This is a genomic window from Weissella minor (assembly GCF_001437425.1).
Lineage (GTDB): Bacteria > Bacillota > Bacilli > Lactobacillales > Lactobacillaceae > Weissella > Weissella minor.
Map to the genome: position 1 here is coordinate 449861 of NZ_JQCD01000024.1, position 19220 is coordinate 469080.

Genomic DNA, 19220 nt, shown 5'->3' on the forward strand with positions numbered 1-19220 from the left:
TAGCTATAATCTATTATAGCGCTAAATCGTTCAGTTTAAACTAAAAAATTTGATTTAACTTAACAAAAAAAGAAAGATAAGCAGTGTGGTTATCCTTCTTTTTTAGATTATTCAGCATTAAAAATATTAATGTAAATGCGTTGCAAGGTTTCAGAACCAGGGAATTGTTCATTTAAAAGCTCAGGTAAAACTTCACGAATGAAATAGGCAACACTCGCCATGTCTCTAAATGCAAAAATTGTTTCAAGACTCTCTTTATAAATTTCTAAGAAAACATGTTCGGGATTCCCCTTTTGTAATTCACCATAAGCTTCATACAAAAGATCAATTTTATCAGCAACAGATAAGATGCGTCCTTCTAATGTGCTATCCTTTCCTTCATGTAAGCGACGCTTATACGCTTCTTGAAGTTCCTTTGGGATTTCTGTCTCGACAAAGTTATCAGATAAGCTCGTTTCGACATTTGCTAGCATTTCACGTAATTCAGATGATGCATACTTAACAGGTGTTCGGATATCACCAATAAAGCGCTCTGACATGTCGTGATTTAGCGCTTTTTCGTACAACATGCGCCAATCAACTGCGTTCCCAGTTTGTTCTTCAACGTCGCCCAAAAATTGTGCTGCTTGCGTTACTTTCCATGAATGTGCTGCAACAGAGTGTGGTTGATATTTAAAATAACCAGGGGCTCGGCTAATCATTTCTAGTTCATTGAGTCCTGATAAGTATTGATGCATTCCCATGTTCGTGTGCCTCCGAATAGTAATTTTCCTTATCTTAACCTCATATCCAAAACAATGCAAGCGCAATCAAAAAAACAGACCTGATGATTGGATATCATCAAGTCTGTTAAGTATTAATTCAAAATCGTTGTTGTATAGTCGTCGCTATCTGCATCTTTAGTAATATATGCTTGCATATTATCTGAAGCACTAATATTAATTTTCACAGGCACACCCTTTGGCAAATATTTAGGTGCTACTTGAGCAACATAATTTGCAAAATTCGTGATTTCTGTGGCTGAATAGAATTGCGTTGAAATTTTAACATTCAATTCTTGAATTTCATTATCTTTGTAATTTGCTTTTCCAGTTACAGAAGACAGATTTGGGAAGAAGTTTTGCACGTCATCCGTAAAGCTTGTAAAGCTTTGATTTAACTCAGATGCAGGTGTCTTCTTATCAGACGTCTCATCAATACCTTGCATTGGTAATGTTACGGTTTGATAATTAAGACTCTTCCAACCTTCTAATTTATCTCCAGAAGTTGATTTATTCCAACTATAGAAGTCACCACCAGACAACTGGTCATCGGGAGCTTGGGCATACATCGCAACGACAATTGGGGTATCATCACTAACCCCTTTAATTTTACGATAGCGCTTTACGAGTTCTTCAGCCATTTTTTGACCTTCGGCAACACGATCAGCCTTACTAATTTTTTGGGTATAGTTAGCACCATACTCTTCTTTTTGATAAATATCCTCAGTGTTCATACCGAGGCCAAGTACAATCCCCTCTAACTTCAATTTACCGTCATCTTGCTTCATGAAGTTTTGCTCTTCAATCGTTTGTAAGTAAATTGGATTTCGTTGATCGTTTGTCTTCCCGTTATCTTTGGGATTTAAGCCATCTGGATTTTTATCAGACTTACGACCAAGCCAATCTGACATCGTATCCGAATTAACATATTGACCTTCTTGGAATATATATTGAGAAGGGCTAAATCGGTCTTTTGAAAAATCAAGTAAACCATCTTGAAAACTAATCAAATTGAATTGATTGTTATTTTTAGTGGCAGTGATACCTCGTGCTTTACTTGTCAAATAATGACCATCTTTAATAACGGTTTTATAATTTGTTTTATTATTTTTACCAGTTACCTGCACGCCAGAACCCGAATTACGTTTGGTTGTGACGTTTTCTTGATCTGTTTTTTCATTAACATTATTTTTTGAAAAGAAGTTTCCAAAAAAGACTAAGATGCCAACCAAAGCGAGCACGGCTAATGCGCCAAGTCCCCATTTGATCCATTTGCTATAAGACTGCATAATATCTCCTTTATTAACCCCATGCAGCTACGCGGGTAATTTATGTCATTTATAAAATGTATTACTTCACCATATTATCACGTAATTGCTCTTCAGACCAAATATCTATGTCTAAATCTTGTGCTTTTGTTAGTTTTGAACCTGCATCTGCACCGGCGATTAGTAAGTCAGTTTTCTTTGAGACACTATTAGTTACAGTGGCTCCTTGTTGTTCAACCCACTCCGTGATTTGTGGCCGGGTCATCTCGGTCATTTTACCGGTAATCACAACCTTTTTACCGCTTAAAACAGTGTCATGATTAACGGGAGCCCCATTCAAATAAGCTAAATTGACATCTAATTGTTCAAAATCATGCAATAATTCTTGCGCTCGATCAGTTGCAAAATACTGGGCAATGCTATGTCCAATGACGAGTCCAATTCCCGGAACCGCTGCAATATCTTCAGCAGAAGCTTGCGCAATATTCGTGAGCGTTTCAAATTTAGCTGCAATCGTTTTGGCAACTTTTGCACCGACGTTTCGGATGCCTAGGCCAAAGAGTAAGCGTTCAACAGAATTAGTCTTAGAAGCCGCAATTGCGTTTAGTAGGTTGTTAGCTGAAGTTTCACCAAATTTCTCCAAGGCTACCAAATCTTCAAAATTGAGACGATATAAGTCAGAAACTTCTTGAACCAGTTTTTTCTCTAATAATTGGGTCACAATTTTAGGTCCAAGCCCATCAATATTCATTGCTTGACGCGATGCAAAATGTGTAATCGATTCTTGAATTTGCGCAGGACAGAGTGGATTAATACAGCGTAAAACAACTTCACCATCAATATGAACTAATGTTTCATCACAGACAGGACATTCAGTTGGAATCTCGTATGCCAAACTGTCATCTGGGCGTTTGTCAAAGATAACTTCACTAATTTCTGGAATAATATCACCAGCTTTGTGTAGTAAGACTGTATCGCCAATTCGGATATCTTTCGCAATCAAATAATCTGGATTATGTAGTGATGCGCGTGCAACAGTCGTTCCAGCTAGTTGGACTGGATTCATAATTGCAGTTGGCGTCACAGCACCAGTCCGACCAACTGTCCAAGTGATATTTTGGATAACTGTCTCTGATTCTTCTGGTGCAAATTTATAGGCAATTGCCCAGCGTGGAACTTTAATGGTATTACCGTATTCTTCTTGTAAGGCAAGTTCATTTATTTTAAAGACAATTCCATCAATGCCATATGGTAACTCATCACGCGTATGATCAGCCTGCAAAATATATGCTTGCGCTTCATCCATGCTCGTAATGACTTCGTTTGTTTCATTCGTTGGAAGTCCCAGCGCTTTTAGCTTCTTTAACAAGTCAGCTTGTGTAGCTACCGCTAATGTAGCGATTGGATTAACTGCATAATATAAAAATGCTGATAATTTCCGAGCCTTAGTGATTTGTGGATCAAGTTGTCGTAAAGACCCTGCAGCAGCATTACGTGGGTTAGCAAACGTTGCCAAGCCATCATGTTCGCGTTGTTCGTTCAACGCAACGAAACTGGCCTTATTCATGTAAACCTCACCACGTACCTCAATTGATAGTGGTTCCGACAATTGTGTCGGTATATCTTCAATTTGTAAAATATTGGCTGTTACGTCCTCACCAATTGTCCCATCGCCACGCGTTGATGCTTGAATAAGTTGACCGTTTTCATAAATTAAACTAATTGCTAATCCATCAATTTTTAACTCAGCATTATAAGTTAATGAGTATTCATTTTGTTTCTGTGCATTGTCAGCCCATGTTTTTAACTCGTCGATTGAAAAGACATCACCTAATGATAGCATCGGTATTGGATGCGCCACCTTAGCTAAATCACTTTTTAGTTGGGCACCACCCACTTGTTTCGTAATTGAATCTGATGACATTAATTCAGGAAATTCAGTTGCTAACTTTTGTAATTCAGCATAAGACTGATCATATTTTGCATCCTCTACACTTGGCGCATCGTTTTCATAATACTCTTGTGCCCACTGTTTTAATTGTTGCTCTAAAGTATTAATTTGATTTTGAATATCTGTAACAGAATTATTCGCCATAATAAATTGACTCCAATCTAGTCTTCAATCTTTTCAATTGGTGCAAATGCAGCTAGTAAGCGTTTAACACCTTGATTTGGAAACACAATGTCCAATTCTTGATCATTACCTTGCCCGGATGTTTTAACCACACGGCCAACACCCCACTTCTTATGTTGCACTTGATCCCCATCATGCCATTCTGTACTAGGTTGATCAGAAGTATGATTATTGAAAGTTTGTGCGGTTGCGCGTGCCATCGAACGGTTATTTGATGCAGATGATCGCCCGGTAAAGGTTGTCCCAGTTGCCGCTGTTGAACGACGCGCAAAAGGATACTGACTCTCCTGATTTTGTGTACTTGAAACACGCTGATTTTCAGGCATTTCAATTAAATCAGGATTAATTTCATCAATAAAACGTGATGGTGGATTCGTTGATGTCCGGCCGTAGAGCATACGTGAATAGGCATTCGTTAAATAAAGCTTTTCACGTGCTCGTGTGATACCAACATAAGCTAAGCGACGCTCTTCTTCCATTTGGTCATCATCGTTCAAAGCCCCAGCTAATGGGAATAATGATTCTTCCATCCCGACCATGTACACAACCGGAAACTCCAAACCTTTGGCAGCATGTAACGTCATTAACGTTACTTGGTTTGTTGTGGCTTCATCCAAATTGTCTAAATCTGAAACAAGCGCTAGTTCAGATAGAAAATCAGCATATTTTGAAATTGTTTCGTCAGTTGGCTCATAATGTTCATCAAATTCAGCTGTCACTGACAAAAATTCAGAAATATTTTCTAAACGACCTTGATTTTCAGGTGTTGGATGCTCTTGCAAAAACTTTTCATAACCAGATTGGTCAAGAATTTGCTTTGTTAAATCTGTGATTGATAGATCAAATGTCATTTGTTTCTGTAGATTTTCAATCATTGTTGCAAATGCTGTTAATTGGTTCGCCGCACGTGACGTCAAAGAAGGAATCAATGTCGCATTTTTGGCCGCATCTAAAAGCGTCCAATCATTTTGTTGCGCAAATGCACGTAATTTATCGATACTTGTTTGACCAATGCCTCGCTTGGGTTCGTTAACAACACGCAAGAAGCTTTCATTTTCAGCGGGATTTGTAATGAGTGTAAAGTAAGCTAATACATCACGAATTTCTTTACGGTCGTAGAACTTCGAACCACCAATAATGGTATACGGAATATTAGCTTTTACGAGCGCTTCTTCCATTCCACGAGATTGTGCATTTGTACGATAAAGAATAGCTTGATCCTTATAATCATATTGGTCTTCGCGCTTCAACTTTTGGATTTGCGATAAGACGAAATAGGCCTCATCTCGGTCAGATTGCGCACGATAATAGGTGATTTTATCTCCTTTACCATTGTCAGTCCAAAGCTTTTTAGCAATACGCTCCTGATTATTGGTAATGACAGCATTAGCAGCATCTAAAATATTCTGAGTAGAACGATAATTTTGCTCCAGCATGACGGTTTTTGCATCTGCATAATCTTTAGTGAAATTAAGCATAATTTGCATATTCGCACCACGCCAGCCATAAATTGACTGATCAGAATCTCCTACGACTGCCAAATTACGATGCAAGTCAGATAAGAGATGAATTAAACGATACTGCGCATCATTTGTGTCTTGGTATTCATCGACGTGCACGTATTGAAATTTATTCTGATAAAAATTAAGCACTTCGGGCTCTTTTTCGAGTAATTCGATAGTGAGCATAATTAAATCGTCAAAATCAACAGATTGTGTCAATTCAAGTTGATGTTGGTAACTTTTATAGGCTTTAGCCACGATTTCTTCAAAAGGACCATTAGCATTTTCGGCATAGTCAGCAGGCTTTTCCATTGCGTTTTTGGCATTTGAAATCGCAGATAATACCGAACGTGGATCATATTTTTCAATATCGACATTTAAATCTTTCAGCGTTCGCTTAATAAGACTGCGCTGGGCAGATGTATCAATGATTGTAAAGTCTTTTTTATAACCTAAACGGTCAATATCACGACGTAAGATTCGGACAGCTAATGCGTGGAAAGTTGATACCCATACGGCTTGCGCATCTTCAGGTGAAACCAGTTGCCCGATTCGTTCACGCATTTCGCGTGCGGCTTTATTGGTAAATGTAATGGCTAAAATCCGCCATGGTAAGATATTTAAATCTTCAATTAGATGTGCAACCCGGTGCGTTAGAACGCGTGTTTTACCAGAGCCAGCTCCGGCCATGATAAGTAACGGTCCCTCGGTCGTTAAAACAGCTTCAGATTGTTTATCATTCATACCTTCTAATAAAGGATTCATTGGTTACCCCCTTCAATGCGCTTGTGTTCAATGTTTCATGCTTACTTTTGTTAAAAATTAACGGATTTTTTTACCCCAGTATTGATAAAGATCAACTTTTAATGCACCGTTATACAGCTTGCGTTTCTTAGTTGCTTTTGCACCAAAAGCCTCTTCAAAGCCCTCATCTGAAGTTAGGATATATTTTGACCAGGTTGGCATTTGATTATAGATATGCCCCATTTGCGCGTAAAGTTGGCGAGCAGCCTCTTCATCACCTAAACGTTCGCCATAAGGCGGATTAGCAACAATGACACCATTGATTTTGTCAGTCGACCAATCTTTTGCGGCCAATTGTTTAAATGTAATATCATCTCCGACACCTGCTGCATCAGCGTTGGCCTTCGCAATATCAATCATGCTGCCATCGATGTCGAATCCTTCAATATCAAGTTCAACATCAAAATCAATCATTTGACGTGCTTGTGTCTTTAGTTTTTGTGCAATATTGGTATCAAACCAATCCCACTCTGAAATATCAAATTCACGACTAAGACCGGGGGCAATGTTACGTCCAAGCATTGCAGCTTCAATTGCAATCGTTCCTGAACCACATGTTGGATCGACAAATGGATTATCAGTGAACCAATGTGCAAGCTTAACTAAAGCCGCTGCCATTGTTTCTTTCAAGGGTGCGCCCCCTTTTTCAGTACGATAACCACGTTTAAAGAGTGAATCGCCAGTTGTGTCCAAGGTAACCATTGCTTGATTTTTATCAATAGCAGTTTCTAAAACAAAACGGTTTCCAGTCTCAGGCAGATGACCATGGGCATGATAATGGTTTGATAAGCGCTCGACGATTGCCTTCTTTGTAATGGCTTGCACAGTTGGGACTGAATGTAAGGTTGAATTTTTTGAACGTCCATTTACTGGGAAAACAGCATCATAAGGCAATAATTCTTCCCAAGGATAAGCTTTAACGCTTTCGAAAAGATCGTCAAAAGTATGTGCAGAAAACTCTGTTACAACGATTTTAATTCGGTCGGCTGTGCGCAACCATAAATTTGTACGATAGATATCTTCCATTGTCCCAGAAAAGAATACTCGACCATTCGCAGTCTGTGTTGCGTAACCCATATCCTTAAGCTCTTTTGCGACAATCGCTTCGAGCCCGGCGCCCATTGTCGCCATTAATTTAAATGTTTGCATGCTGTAAACTCCATTTTTAATTCATTTTAGTATTTTAGAAAAAAGAAAAGCCGACGCCACTAGGACGCCGGCTTTGCCAGATGTGTTGGCTATAAGCCATGTTTTGTTCCAACAAATAGAATGGCAATCTATTGTTGGTGGTAATCATCTATCTCGGATATTACTATATCCCCCCGACCATCACTTCAATTAGTTAGGTCAAGCGCCCCTACCAAAGTTTGGGTTGCCCGCTCGTGGGGTTTACCGCGTTCCATTCAATTCATTTCTAAATTGATTCGTCACTGTGGCACCTTGGCAACTACTAAACCATAGAAAACCTTAGGTATTTCGTTGGCCGTCAACTTAAAAAGCTGCCTAGCCTTATTTTTTCAGCTAGCACGAACACTACTGACATCGCAGTCAGTGCGAGCATGGACTTTCCTCATACGACATAAGTCATACGCAATTACCCACCAACACATCAATGTTAAACATTATACACTTAATTTTGACTTTCAGTAACCCCTTGTTGTGAAAAGTTCGCAACAATTGTTTCTTGACCAACTTCAGTTGTTGGTGCAGCGGCTGGTGCTTCAGTTGGCTTTGGGGCCACCTTAGTTGCTGATGTTGCTTCATCTGAAACCGTTCCAAAGACACGACGTTCAAGATTTGACAAACGCTTCAAAATATCCATATTTGTGTTAGCACCAGATGTAGCAGGCGCTGGATGTGTTGGATTACTTGCAGAAACAGCTTGAGCAGCAGAAACTTGCTTTGTTAATTCAGAAATTTGAGACTTTAATTTTTCATTTTGACTCTCTAATTCATCAATATTATTTTTGAATGTTTGATAGTCAGCCATAATTTCATCAAGGTAAGCATCTACGTCAGTTTTATCGTAGCCTGAGCCGATACGAGTACTTTTAAATTCTTTGTTTAAAATATCTTCACGAGTGTGTTGAACATTTTGCATGTGAGGAACTCCTTCTTTTTCTTATAAGTATTATTAATAATAGCAGTTTTGATGATTAAATACAAAGCAAATAGTATATTTGTGCTAAATTCAATTTGCTAAATCTTCAGCATATTCTTCTGCATAATCCTGTAAACGATCAAAATCTATCATTAGTAAGTGATAATCATCTTGCCTATTTTGAAACGCTTGAATCGCTTTATAAGTATACCGAACATTTGACTGGTCTGCCATATCATCATAAAAAAGCATGGCTTCATCTGTGTGTGTCAGCATAAAATTTTGATAGCTTTGCAGTTGCCCAGGATTTTGATAGTCTTGATTAGATGTTGCAGCAACAAAATCAACCCGACTTTCTAAAGCATGTAATGCAGTTTGCCGTTCAGGTTTCCATTTAGAACCATAATGTTCATAAGGCTTCATCATGGCAATTTTTAATTGTGGATACTGTTCTTGCAAGTCTAACGCAGCTTCTACGGCCCATTGCTCAATTCCAGATTGTCCACCGGTCAACAACCAATAAGGTTCATCCGTATCGGTAAGTGCATGTGTTAAGAATTTAGTTATCGTATATTTAATAATCGTTACGCGTGGATCTTTGGCATTAAAGATACCTAGTTCAAATTGTGAAAATCCCGTAATCCAAATTCGATTCATGATTGTTACAGTAACCTTTCATAAATGATAATTAGTTTAAATTATAACTATTTTTGAAGAAAAAGCATGCAAAATTGTGAAATAAAAAAATTTTTTGCTATAATTATATAGATACAAGTGGAACTGAGGTGTTTTGTGTGGCAATTAAATATCCAAACGGTAAGCAATTTACGACTGGGCAAATGACACACAGACAGCATAAGCCCACTAATCAAGCAAAGCGTGGTATGACTTTAGAAGAAGAGTTAAATCACGCAAATGCTTATTATCTTGCTACTGATCGTGCTGTAATTCATAAAAAACCCACACCTATTCAGATTGTGCATGTGGATTATCCTGCAAGATCAGCAGCAAAGATTACCGAAGCATATTTTAGAGAAGCTTCAACAACTGATTACAATGGTATTTATCAGGGTAACTACATCGATTTTGACGCGAAAGAAACAGCCAATAAAAATTCTTTTCCGCTTAAAAATGTTCATAATCATCAAGTCGTTCACCTAAAGAAGGTAATTGAGCAAGGTGGCCTTGGTTTTATGGTGATTAGATTTTCTAAACGCTCTGAAACCTTTGTTATTTGGGCCCAGTTACTCTTTGAATACTGGGATCAACAAGAACAGCGTAAGTCAATTCCATATGATGTCATTGTTGAACAGGGTGAGCAGATATTACCTAGTTTAAATCCCGCTCTTCCCTATTTAGATGCAATCGATCAGTTGCTGTCGCAACGTAAATTTAAGGAGTATTAACATGAGTGATGAAACATCACGTACAAGTCGGCAAAATTCGAATTCGAATAACAGTGGCCGCGCAAAGCGTAACACCCCTAAAAAGAAACATTATTTACGTAATGGTTTAATTACAGTCGGTGTCATTGGTGTCATTGGTGTAGCTGCTGGTGGTGGTTTATACGCCTACTATGCTTCAAGTGCACCTGAACTTACAGATAGCGCTTTGAAAGGTACGTCTCAAACGCAATTATTAGATTCTGATGGAAAAGTCTTCTATACAACAGGAAATCAAACTCGAGAAGTTGCGAAAACTTCAGAATTACCTGATTCCATTAAAAAAGCTGTTGTTTCTATTGAAGACAAACGTTTCTATCAACATCGCGGTGTTGACCCTCGTCGTATTTTGGGAGCTTTGTTCGCCAATTTCACAGGTTCTTCACTTGGTTTGCAAGGTGGATCAACTCTGACCCAACAACTTGTTAAGTTAACCGTATTCTCAACCTCTTCCGCCGACCAAACCGTCGAACGAAAGGCGCAAGAAGCACACCTAGCCATGAATTTGGAAAAAAAGTATTCAAAAGATCAAATTTTGACGCTTTATATGAATAAAGTTTATATGGGTAACGGTGTTTATGGTATGAAGACCGCTTCTGAATACTACTTTGGTAAGTCAATGAAAGACTTGTCAATGCCACAAGTTGCCATGCTAGCGGGATTACCTCAATCCCCTTCTGGGTATGATCCCTATACAAACCCTAAAGGTGCTAAGCAACGTCGAGATACTGTCCTAACAGCCATGCAAGAAAATGGTGTGATTAACGAAAAGCAGTTAGCAGAATATAAGGATGTACCCATTACGAAGGGGCTTCAAGTTGATCATCCAGATACAGAACGTACAGCTAAGAATGCTAAAATTTCAGATGCTTACATTTCTTCAACTTTAGATGAATTACAAAAGCTTGGTTATGACCCTACCCGTGATGGTCTTCAGGTACACACCAATTTGAATTTGGATATTCAAAAGAAGGCATATGATGTTGCTAATAGTGATGACATTTTGGCATGGCCAAGTGATGACATGCAAGTTGCAATGACGGTTGCAAATCCAAGTAATGGAAAAGTTATGGCTCAAATTGGTGGTCGTAAGAATGACTCTACCTTTGGGTTAAATCGTGCAAAACAAACGACTCGATCATCTGGATCAACTGCCAAGCCACTTGTTGATTTTGGACCAGCAGTTGAACATTTAAATTGGCCCACATATCGTGCTTTAGAAGATACACCATATACCTACCCTGGTACCAATACGCGTGTTTATGATTTTGATCGTAAATATAAGGGTGCGATGACAATGCGTGATGCGCTTGCACAATCTCGTAATATTCCTGCGGTTCGAACTTATGATGCTGTTGGTGCCAAGAACTCATCTGATTTCTTAGGTAAGTTAGGTATTGACATTAAAGCGGATAAGTTAGTACCAAGTAATGCGATTGGAATTGAAGTTTCAACTGAGCAAGAAGCGGCAGCCTACGCTGCGTTTGAAAATGGTGGAACTTATTACAAGCCAAATTATATCTCAAGTATCTCTGAGCAAAATGGTGATGTTAAAGACTATAAGCCTGAAGGTAAACGTGCTATGAAAGATTCAACCGCCTATATGCTTACTGATATGATGAAGTCTGTCGTGACTGATTCATATGCTAACATGATCGACACACCAGCCTATAAGCAAGCTGGTAAGACAGGAACCACTGGTTATGCGGATGATATCGAAGTACCAGATGGTGCGGCATCAGATACTTGGTTTACTGGTTATACTAAGTCAGCTGTTATCTCAACTTGGACTGGGTACGATGAACCTAATACGCCAGGTCATTACTTGTCTGAAGGTGACGAACAAATGCTTGCATTGAAAGCATATGGACAAGTCATGGAGTACATTATGACTTCTGGTGTTATTGATAGTGATGGTTCTGACTGGACCACCCCTTCTAGTGTTAAGCAAGTTAGTCAATATGGACAAACTGAATATGAAGTGCGTGGCGCATCATTTGATGACCCTGGCCTTGATAAATTAAGAAGAAGCTCAAGCGTTCAACGGGCTACTTATGAAGATGATACACTTAGTTCTTCTTCATCAAACCGTAGTTCGTCAGCATCTTCTATTCTAAATCCTGAGACTCGTAACGCCGTTGGGCAAGCTGGTACTCAAAATAATACAAATGGTGCTCAGGCAAATAACACGACTGGTTCCCAATCAAACAATAGTGCTAATGCACAGACACCAAATGCTAATGCGCAGACACCAAATGCTAATGCACAAACACCAAATGCTAATGCAACACAAACTCCTGCTACTGGTAACGGTGCTCAAAATAATAATTCACAAACACAAGGTAATACCGGAAATCGGTAATTAAATCCATTTAAAAAGAGCTAATCGTCTCATTGACGGTTAGCTCTTTTTTATAGATTCCCTAAATCAAGATTATATAAATCAACATCAGTGGCAACCTTTGGTAAAGTTTCCGGATTAGCTGCTTTATATTGTTGTCGGCTTTTACGCTCAGTTTGAATATCATTTAAAGAATGATAGTTTTTCTTTTGCCATGCGACTAAAATAGTTTCAATATATCGCAAGCTCAAAGCATTATTCATCACAGCTTCTTGCAAAGCTGCTTTAATAAAGTCTGGCCTGAAATGATCAATATCAAACCAATCTTTAACCGTTTGTAACTCAATACTACTTAAAGGACGCCCAAACTCTTGTTCAATTAAATTGAAAATATCGGTACGTGTTGGCTGATCATTTTGACTGGCTGTATCAACAAACACCTCTCCTTGGCTTTCAACACGTTGTCCCGCCGTTGAATGAGAATAGATACCCTCAGTCTCTATAATTTTGACATATAGTGGTGAAAAATCGATACTTGTCGTCACTTTTCCGGATTCATCGCGTAAAGAAATTAAATTAATGAAGTTTTTGGTTCTTAATTGGTCAATAATTTGATTCAATTGACCTGTAGACCAACCAGTACTATGGGAAATTGTGGATAAATTGATATTTTGTGCATGTTCCAATTGATTTTTTAGCTGAACATACAATAAGAACTCATCGTTTGTCATTCCTAAATCACGATAATGTGCTAAAAGATAACTACTGATAGAGACATCACCCTGCGTAAAAAATTGAGATTTAACTTGATCCATCAATCTAATATCCTTTGTATTTAAATAATTGTGTTTAAAAAAGCAGATGTCATAATGAGCATCTGCTTTTTTGTAAAAATTAAGGCTTCAAGCGGTTCATTGTACGTGGGAACGGAATTGCTTCACGAATATGTTCTTCACCAGTTACCCATGTCACCATACGTTCAAGACCTAGGCCGAATCCAGAATGTGGTACGGCACCATATTGACGTAGATCTAAGTACCATTGATAGTCTTCGACGGGAAGTCCCATTTCCTTAATACGTTGTTCAAGATAATCATAATCAGTGTCACGTTCTGAACCACCGATGATTTCTCCATAACCTTCTGGAGCCAACAAATCAGCTGAAATAACAATGTCATCACGTTCTTCATCGCGCTTCATGTAGAATGCTTTAATTTCTTTAGGGAAATTCGTGATAAATACAGGCTTGTTGAAATGGTTTGCCAAGAATGTTTCCTCAGGAGAACCAAAATCAACCCCCCACTCAACATCAAAATCATTTTCCTTTAACAAATCAATCGCATCATCATATGAAACACGTGGATAAGGTAATTGCGTATAACTCTTTAGTAAGTCTTTGTCACGTCCAAGTAAATCAAGCTCGTAATCATTGCGATCCAAGACAGCTTGAATCAAATAAGCAATGTAACGTTCTTGTACTTCAAGTGATTCATCTTGCTTCATCCAAGCCATCTCAGGTTCAATCATCCAGAATTCAGTCAAATGACGACGCGTCTTTGATTTTTCAGCACGGAATGTAGGTCCAAATGTAAAGACACGTCCAAAGGCCATAGCGCCAGCTTCAGCATATAATTGTCCAGTTTGTGACAAATAAGCATCTGTATCAAAGTACTCAGTATGGAACAATTCAGTTGTTCCTTCTGGCGCTGAACTAGTTAGCAAAGGTGAATCAAGCTTAATGAAGCCTTCCTTATTGAAAAATTCGTAGGTAGCCGCAATCAATGTATTACGAATGCGCAAAGTTGCAAATGGTTGGATATGACGAAGATAAAGATGACGGTGGTCCATCAAAAAGTCAGTTCCATGCTCTTTAGGTGTAATTGGGTATCCTTCAGAAGCACCAACAACTGTAACATCTTTAACATCCATTTCGTAACCAAATGGTGAACGGTCATCTTGACGAATTGTTCCGATTAAATACATGCTTGTTTCTTGTGTAAGTGCTTTAATTTTCGCAAAAATATCTTCGCCAACTTCTTCTTTTGCGACAACACCTTGGAAAAATGCAGTTCCGTCACGAAGTTGTAAAAATTGCATTTTGTTTGATCCACGCTTATTACGTAGCCATGCTCCTAAACGAACTTCTTTTCCGACAAAATGTGGTGCATCTTCAATGCGAATTGTATCCATTAATCTGACTCCTATTGTGTAATTTAATTAGAAATTTTGTACTGAACGTAATACTTTACCGTCATTTACGCGATAGCTGATGAAATTTAACGTATCTTGTTTATCAATAAATGTGACATCCCATACTGGAATATTTTGATATTCAGCTAAGCCAAGACCAGTAATACGTTTAACGTCATAATTTTTTTCAACCGTATTCTTAACATCATCAGCAGTTAACCCATCATCTAATTTAACAGTTGTTAACTTTGATGAGCCCTTCTTATTAATAACACCCACTGATTTCTTATCTTTATCACGACCAGTTATCGAATAATAAGTATCTTGTCGAGAAATCTGATGAAAACTATCTACGTATCGTATCTTATCTGCTTTCTTCGCAGCAGTTGTTAATTGAGAGCGTGCTTGTGACATGGGTCGATTGACAACTGAAAAATAACTAAGTATCAATATAACAATTACGATAATAACGCCAATAATTGTATATCGTCGACGTCGCTGTTGCCGACGCCTAGCTTGAGGTGCCAAACGCATCTCCATAATATGCCCTCCTCTGCATCGTACATCATTTGTATGACTCAACTAATAATACTTTATCAAAAATAGCACTGACTTAAAAGCTTTTCACTTAGAAAAAGCAAATTGCTAGAACTTAAGTTTCATGGGATTGTTGTTTTTTCAAAAACTTCACTAATTCTGAGCCAACAGATTTACTATCCAGTGTTTTTTGCGGCATTGTCTTAGGCAACATATGTTGTAAGGTCTTACCATAAGATTTTTCAAGCATACGTACGTCTAACATGACAATTGCCCCATAGTCTTCAGGTGTTCTGATTAAGCGACCGACCCCTTGACGTAAGCGTAGAACGGCTTTAGGTAAAGTACTTTGATAAAATGGTTGCTTACCTTGCGCCTTCAAGAAAGCTTCCTCTGCTTTTTGTGGAATTGAATTTGGTTGCTCAAATGGCAAGCGCGTAATAATGACTAATCTCAATTTATCATTGGGTAAGTCAATCCCTTCCCAAAAACTGTTTGCGCCTAATACAACGATACGTTGCTCATTTTGCATACGTTTTAAGATGCGACCTTTTGTCCCAGTAATACCTTGCGCTAAAATAGTCAGATTATTTTTGTAACCCACATTCGACCGTTGCAATTGTTGATAAACCTGCTGAATGGTTTCAAGTGAATTAAACAGAATCAACGTATTTTCTTGTACGTGACTCAAGATATCATCAATTTGTTGGGCTAAGTACGAGACGTAACCCGTGTCATTTGGATCAACCGCATCTTTTACCAAGATAAATTCACTTTGGTTAGCATAATCAAAAACATCATCAAATGTATGCACCTCTGCAGAATCACGGTCAATATTTAAACGATCGTAGAGATAGCTCGATTTATTAGAAGTGAAGAGCGTTGCACCGATAAGCGTCACTGGCATAAAGTGTGGATAAACACGACTATTAAAGTAATCAATCGTATGTAATAGGCCCCCACTTAACTGCAAATGTTGCTGACCTTCTTGATCTAACGACTGTGTTAACCAGAAGACACTCGTATTTGGAAATTCAACCAAGTCTTGCTGAAATAGAGTCAATTTCTTCTCGGATTCACTGATTAGATTTAGCGAACGACGATAGTCCGCTAAAGCCTGACGTTCCTCAATTGAAAAGACATTCTTTAATTGACTAAATTCATCCAAGAAATCACTCAAACAAGCTTGTAAATCTAAAATTCCTTGATGAATCTTAGCAACACGGCCTTCTTGTTCTACCCAGAATTGTGCTAATTCGGGTAATTCAAGGGCATAGTCATGTTGCCCATTTCCCAAGACCTCTTTTTGATTTAACAAAAAGCGTCGGAATAATTTCGTCTCTAATTGTGGAATTTCGGCAGCTAATTGATGGAAACTTTCAATGAAACGATTTTTCAATTTACGCCCACCAGGTATCCGAGTCAAAATATCTTGAACATTCGCTTCATCAGGACGACTAAATATAAATTCAGCTTGATTAACATCATTTAACCAGCGTTTAAAATCTAACTTGCGACGACTTTGATGGATAACAGCATCAGGCAAATGTTGCGGCTCATCGATGACTAAGTAAGGTTGATTGTCTTGAGGGCCTAAGCGGTGCGCATAGCTCGCTAAATAAGCATGATTAACAACTAAAAATTGTGCTTCATGTGCTAAAACATGCTGACGTTCATTAAATTCGTGGCCATAAAAAGCAGATCCGATTGGATTATTAGCTGTCTGTGACAACTTATCCATAAATGCCGCTTGTGGATTCAATAAATTTAATTCATCAAAATCCCCAGTTAATGTTTCAGTTAACCAAACTAGTATTTGGGCCTTAATAAATTGCAGAGCAGCAGACCCTTCATCAACTTTTAAAGCACGACGAAAACTTTGCAAATTTAGGTAGTGCGTACGCCCTTTAAGACTGACTGCACGTGTCTCAAAAGGTAAAATTGAATTTAATTGGTCATTGATTGTATCAACAACCTGCTGCTGCAAATTAAGCGTTGGTACTGAAATCACAACTTGTTTCTCATGTTGATTTGCCAAATATGCATAAGGCAGAGCATAACCAAGGGTCTTTCCCATCCCTGTAGGTGCTTCCATGACCAATGCATTTGAACCAGCAACGTTGATAACTAAGTCATCTTGATTATAATGATGCTCAACAAAATTCATTAATTTCGCTTGTTGTTCTCGATAAGTTAAACGACTACCAAACAACGCTTTCTTCTGGTTAGCTTTGGCGGGATAAATTGCTTGCTTATCTTGAACTAATGGCGCTGGTGCTGAAAAACGTCGAATGGCTAAACCATCGATGACCTCTAGGTAATCCGCTAAGGCCTGTGGATTATCTTGGTTCAACTTCAGTGCATCAGCGAAAACTTGTTTACTTTCACGAGGCAAAACTAAGGGTAGATTGGTTAGTAACTGCAATGTAACCATGGGTAGTGCTTGGGCCCGATTTAAGATGCTAATTAACAGTTCGGCCGTCGTTGCGGCATCACTATCTGCTTGGTGTGGGTGTTCATGTAGAATCCCCAAGAATTTAGCAATATCAATTAAGCGATAGCCTGGTGCTGTTGGCCAAAGAATTTGACTAAGTGGCACCGTATCCAAAGCTACAGAATCAAGCGGTGTAATGCCCAATCGTGTGAATTCAGTATTTAAGAATGGTAGGTCAAAATTAACATTGTGCGCAACAAATACAGTCCCTTGTAACATGGCATGAATTGTTTGCGCGACCTCTTCAAAATACGGCGCATTCTTAACCATGCCATTTGTTATACCCGTTAATTGTGTAATATGCCTAGGAATTTTAATTCCAGGATTAATCAATGTTGAGAATTGATTAATAATTGTTTTATTTTGTACGAAGGCAATCGCGATTTGAATGATATGGCCTTCCTCTTGCGATGTTTGTGTGGTTTCTAAATCAACAACCGCATAAATGTCTTTTTTTTGCATCTTTCGATCACAACCTTGTCTAATTTCTTAGCTCATTATAGCATGTTTTAACCTTGTTTCGATATATTACCCTATATATCTATTGCTAAAGCAGATGTTCGTAAACATAACGTTAATGCGATATAGCATATTAAATGGAATTTTGTTAAAATCAACAAGTATGGGCAATTATAAATTCATATAAATAATGAAGATATTAAATATAAAAATTAGTAAGAACGGTGGGTTTACAAATTATGCAAAGTCGGAGTACTGGAAAGAGTCACGCTAAAGTTATTTTGATTGGTGATCATTCAGTCGTGTATGGACAACCAGCAATTGCGGTACCATTACCTGATTTATCAATGACAGCTACTGTTACAACACGCCATTCAGGTCAAATGATTCTCACACCAAATTATCAAGGACCAATGGATTCAATGGGTGAAGTTTATGAAGGCGTACGTCAACTTATCACACGCTTGTTAAAGCGTTTTGATGCGACTGACCTCCCCTTTACCCTAAAGATTTCATCAAAAATTCCGCAAGAACGTGGTATGGGTTCCTCAGCGGCATCTTCAATTGCAATTACACGTGCATTCTTTAATTTCTTTGAAAAGGACCTTTCACAAAAGGAATTACAGCAATGGGTAAACATTGAAGAAGCGGTTACGCATGGATCTCCTTCTGGTTTGGACGCAGCGACATGTTCAAGTGATGTCCCCGTTTGGTTTATCAAAAAGCAAACGATTGAAACCCTAGAAATGAACTTAGACGGTTATTTAATCATTGCTGATACAGGCATTCGAGGTCAAACTGGTTTGGCCGTTTCAGTTGTTCGTGAGCAAATGGAAACGGCCCCTGAAGACACACAGGGCCATTTAGAAGCATTAGGGTCAATCGCACAAATCATGCGCAAAGGCCTGGTTGAAAATGATACCAAGACAATTGGGCAAGCAATGACTGACGCACACCATCACCTACAAACACTTGGGGTTTCTCATCCCAGTTTGGACCGTCTCGTAAAAGCTGCATTGGCAGCTGGTGCAGCTGGTGCCAAATTAACTGGTGGTGGTGTTGGTGGTGCAATGATTGCTTTAACAGATACTAAAGAAGAAGCAACACAGGTTATTCATGCATTAGAACAAGCTGGTGCTCAAGAAATTTGGTCACAGCATTACGTTTCACAGAAATAGGAAGTGGCA

The 19220-nt window shown here is 38.5% G+C and carries 14 protein-coding genes and 1 other RNA gene; 3 read left to right on the forward strand and 12 right to left on the reverse strand.

The features are described 5' to 3' along the window. Window positions 1-107 precede the first annotated feature (107 nt). The 8 genes from IV67_RS05635 to IV67_RS05665 all read right to left on the reverse strand — a co-directional run bounded on the left by IV67_RS05635 (window position 108) and on the right by IV67_RS05665 (window position 9227). The gene (locus IV67_RS05635) at window positions 108-743 is read right to left on the reverse strand and encodes a YfbR-like 5'-deoxynucleotidase (RefSeq protein ID WP_057787964.1); all 636 of its coding nucleotides are present in this window, start codon (window positions 741-743) and stop codon (window positions 108-110) included. A 113-nt stretch (window positions 744-856) separates the two neighbouring features. Then, complete coding sequence (locus tag IV67_RS05640) at window positions 857-2050, reverse strand: CamS family sex pheromone protein (protein ID WP_057787966.1); 1194 nt, start codon at window positions 2048-2050, stop codon at window positions 857-859. Window positions 2051-2111: 61 nt separating this feature from the next. Continuing rightward, window positions 2112-4124: an NAD-dependent DNA ligase LigA gene (gene ligA / locus IV67_RS05645; RefSeq protein WP_057787967.1), complete on the reverse strand. Its 2013-nt coding sequence runs from the start codon at window positions 4122-4124 to the stop codon at window positions 2112-2114. A 17-nt stretch (window positions 4125-4141) separates the two neighbouring features. Further along, window positions 4142-6430: a DNA helicase PcrA gene (gene pcrA / locus IV67_RS05650; RefSeq protein WP_057787969.1), complete on the reverse strand. Its 2289-nt coding sequence runs from the start codon at window positions 6428-6430 to the stop codon at window positions 4142-4144. A 57-nt stretch (window positions 6431-6487) separates the two neighbouring features. Further along, window positions 6488-7618 carry a THUMP domain-containing class I SAM-dependent RNA methyltransferase gene (locus IV67_RS05655; RefSeq protein WP_057787971.1) on the reverse strand — a complete coding sequence of 377 codons (1131 nt, stop codon included), beginning with the start codon at window positions 7616-7618 and terminating at the stop codon, window positions 6488-6490. Window positions 7619-7705: 87 nt separating this feature from the next. Next, window positions 7706-8075: RNase P RNA component class B (rnpB, locus tag IV67_RS09135), an RNA gene on the reverse strand. 24 nt (window positions 8076-8099) lie between these two features. Then, entirely contained in the window at window positions 8100-8570 is a 471-nt protein-coding gene (gene gpsB, locus IV67_RS05660) for a cell division regulator GpsB (protein WP_083486685.1), read from the reverse strand. Between the two features lie 90 nt (window positions 8571-8660). Next, on the reverse strand, window positions 8661-9227 hold the full coding sequence (locus IV67_RS05665; RefSeq protein ID WP_057787973.1) for an SLOG family protein: 567 nt from the start codon (window positions 9225-9227) through the stop codon (window positions 8661-8663). A 137-nt stretch (window positions 9228-9364) separates the two neighbouring features. Between IV67_RS05665 and recU the strand changes: the two genes are divergently transcribed. After that, complete coding sequence (gene recU / locus IV67_RS05670; protein ID WP_057787975.1) at window positions 9365-9976, forward strand: Holliday junction resolvase RecU; 612 nt, start codon at window positions 9365-9367, stop codon at window positions 9974-9976. A gap of 1 nt (window position 9977) precedes the next feature. Beyond that, window positions 9978-12374, forward strand: coding sequence for a PBP1A family penicillin-binding protein (locus IV67_RS05675; protein WP_057787977.1), 2397 nt, complete (start codon window positions 9978-9980; stop codon window positions 12372-12374). A gap of 50 nt (window positions 12375-12424) precedes the next feature. Here IV67_RS05675 and IV67_RS05680 read toward each other — a convergent pair whose 3' ends face one another. The 4 genes from IV67_RS05680 to IV67_RS05695 all read right to left on the reverse strand — a co-directional run bounded on the left by IV67_RS05680 (window position 12425) and on the right by IV67_RS05695 (window position 18036). Beyond that, on the reverse strand, window positions 12425-13168 hold the full coding sequence (locus IV67_RS05680; RefSeq protein WP_057787979.1) for a DnaD domain-containing protein: 744 nt from the start codon (window positions 13166-13168) through the stop codon (window positions 12425-12427). Window positions 13169-13247: 79 nt separating this feature from the next. After that, window positions 13248-14543 carry an asparagine--tRNA ligase gene (asnS, locus tag IV67_RS05685; RefSeq protein WP_057787981.1) on the reverse strand — a complete coding sequence of 432 codons (1296 nt, stop codon included), beginning with the start codon at window positions 14541-14543 and terminating at the stop codon, window positions 13248-13250. A gap of 27 nt (window positions 14544-14570) precedes the next feature. Next, the gene (locus IV67_RS05690) at window positions 14571-15083 is read right to left on the reverse strand and encodes a cell wall elongation regulator TseB-like domain-containing protein (protein ID WP_057787983.1); all 513 of its coding nucleotides are present in this window, start codon (window positions 15081-15083) and stop codon (window positions 14571-14573) included. Between the two features lie 112 nt (window positions 15084-15195). Continuing rightward, the gene (locus IV67_RS05695; protein ID WP_057787985.1) at window positions 15196-18036 is read right to left on the reverse strand and encodes a helicase C-terminal domain-containing protein; all 2841 of its coding nucleotides are present in this window, start codon (window positions 18034-18036) and stop codon (window positions 15196-15198) included. Window positions 18037-18272: 236 nt separating this feature from the next. On the opposite strand from IV67_RS05695, the gene mvk reads away from it, so the two are divergent. After that, window positions 18273-19211: a mevalonate kinase gene (mvk, locus tag IV67_RS05700; protein ID WP_057787987.1), complete on the forward strand. Its 939-nt coding sequence runs from the start codon at window positions 18273-18275 to the stop codon at window positions 19209-19211. Window positions 19212-19220: the final 9 nt, after the last annotated feature.

Excerpts from the sequence above, each read along its gene's own strand:
- asnS (WP_057787981.1), bottom strand. The coding sequence starts at position 14,543 with ATGGATACAATTCGCATTGAAGATGCACCACATTTTGTCGGAAAAGAA.
- ligA (WP_057787967.1), bottom strand. The coding sequence starts at position 4,124 with ATGGCGAATAATTCTGTTACAGATATTCAAAATCAAATTAATACTTTA.
- IV67_RS05675 (WP_057787977.1), top strand. The coding sequence starts at position 9,978 with ATGAGTGATGAAACATCACGTACAAGTCGGCAAAATTCGAATTCGAAT.
- IV67_RS05690 (WP_057787983.1), bottom strand. The coding sequence starts at position 15,083 with ATGGAGATGCGTTTGGCACCTCAAGCTAGGCGTCGGCAACAGCGACGT.
- IV67_RS05635 (WP_057787964.1), bottom strand. The coding sequence starts at position 743 with ATGGGAATGCATCAATACTTATCAGGACTCAATGAACTAGAAATGATT.
- IV67_RS05695 (WP_057787985.1), bottom strand. The coding sequence starts at position 18,036 with ATGCAAAAAAAAGACATTTATGCGGTTGTTGATTTAGAAACCACACAA.
- IV67_RS05665 (WP_057787973.1), bottom strand. The coding sequence starts at position 9,227 with ATGAATCGAATTTGGATTACGGGATTTTCACAATTTGAACTAGGTATC.
- gpsB (WP_083486685.1), bottom strand. The coding sequence starts at position 8,570 with ATGCAAAATGTTCAACACACTCGTGAAGATATTTTAAACAAAGAATTT.
- IV67_RS05655 (WP_057787971.1), bottom strand. The coding sequence starts at position 7,618 with ATGCAAACATTTAAATTAATGGCGACAATGGGCGCCGGGCTCGAAGCG.
- pcrA (WP_057787969.1), bottom strand. The coding sequence starts at position 6,430 with ATGAATCCTTTATTAGAAGGTATGAATGATAAACAATCTGAAGCTGTT.
- mvk (WP_057787987.1), top strand. The coding sequence starts at position 18,273 with ATGCAAAGTCGGAGTACTGGAAAGAGTCACGCTAAAGTTATTTTGATT.
- IV67_RS05640 (WP_057787966.1), bottom strand. The coding sequence starts at position 2,050 with ATGCAGTCTTATAGCAAATGGATCAAATGGGGACTTGGCGCATTAGCC.
- IV67_RS05680 (WP_057787979.1), bottom strand. The coding sequence starts at position 13,168 with ATGGATCAAGTTAAATCTCAATTTTTTACGCAGGGTGATGTCTCTATC.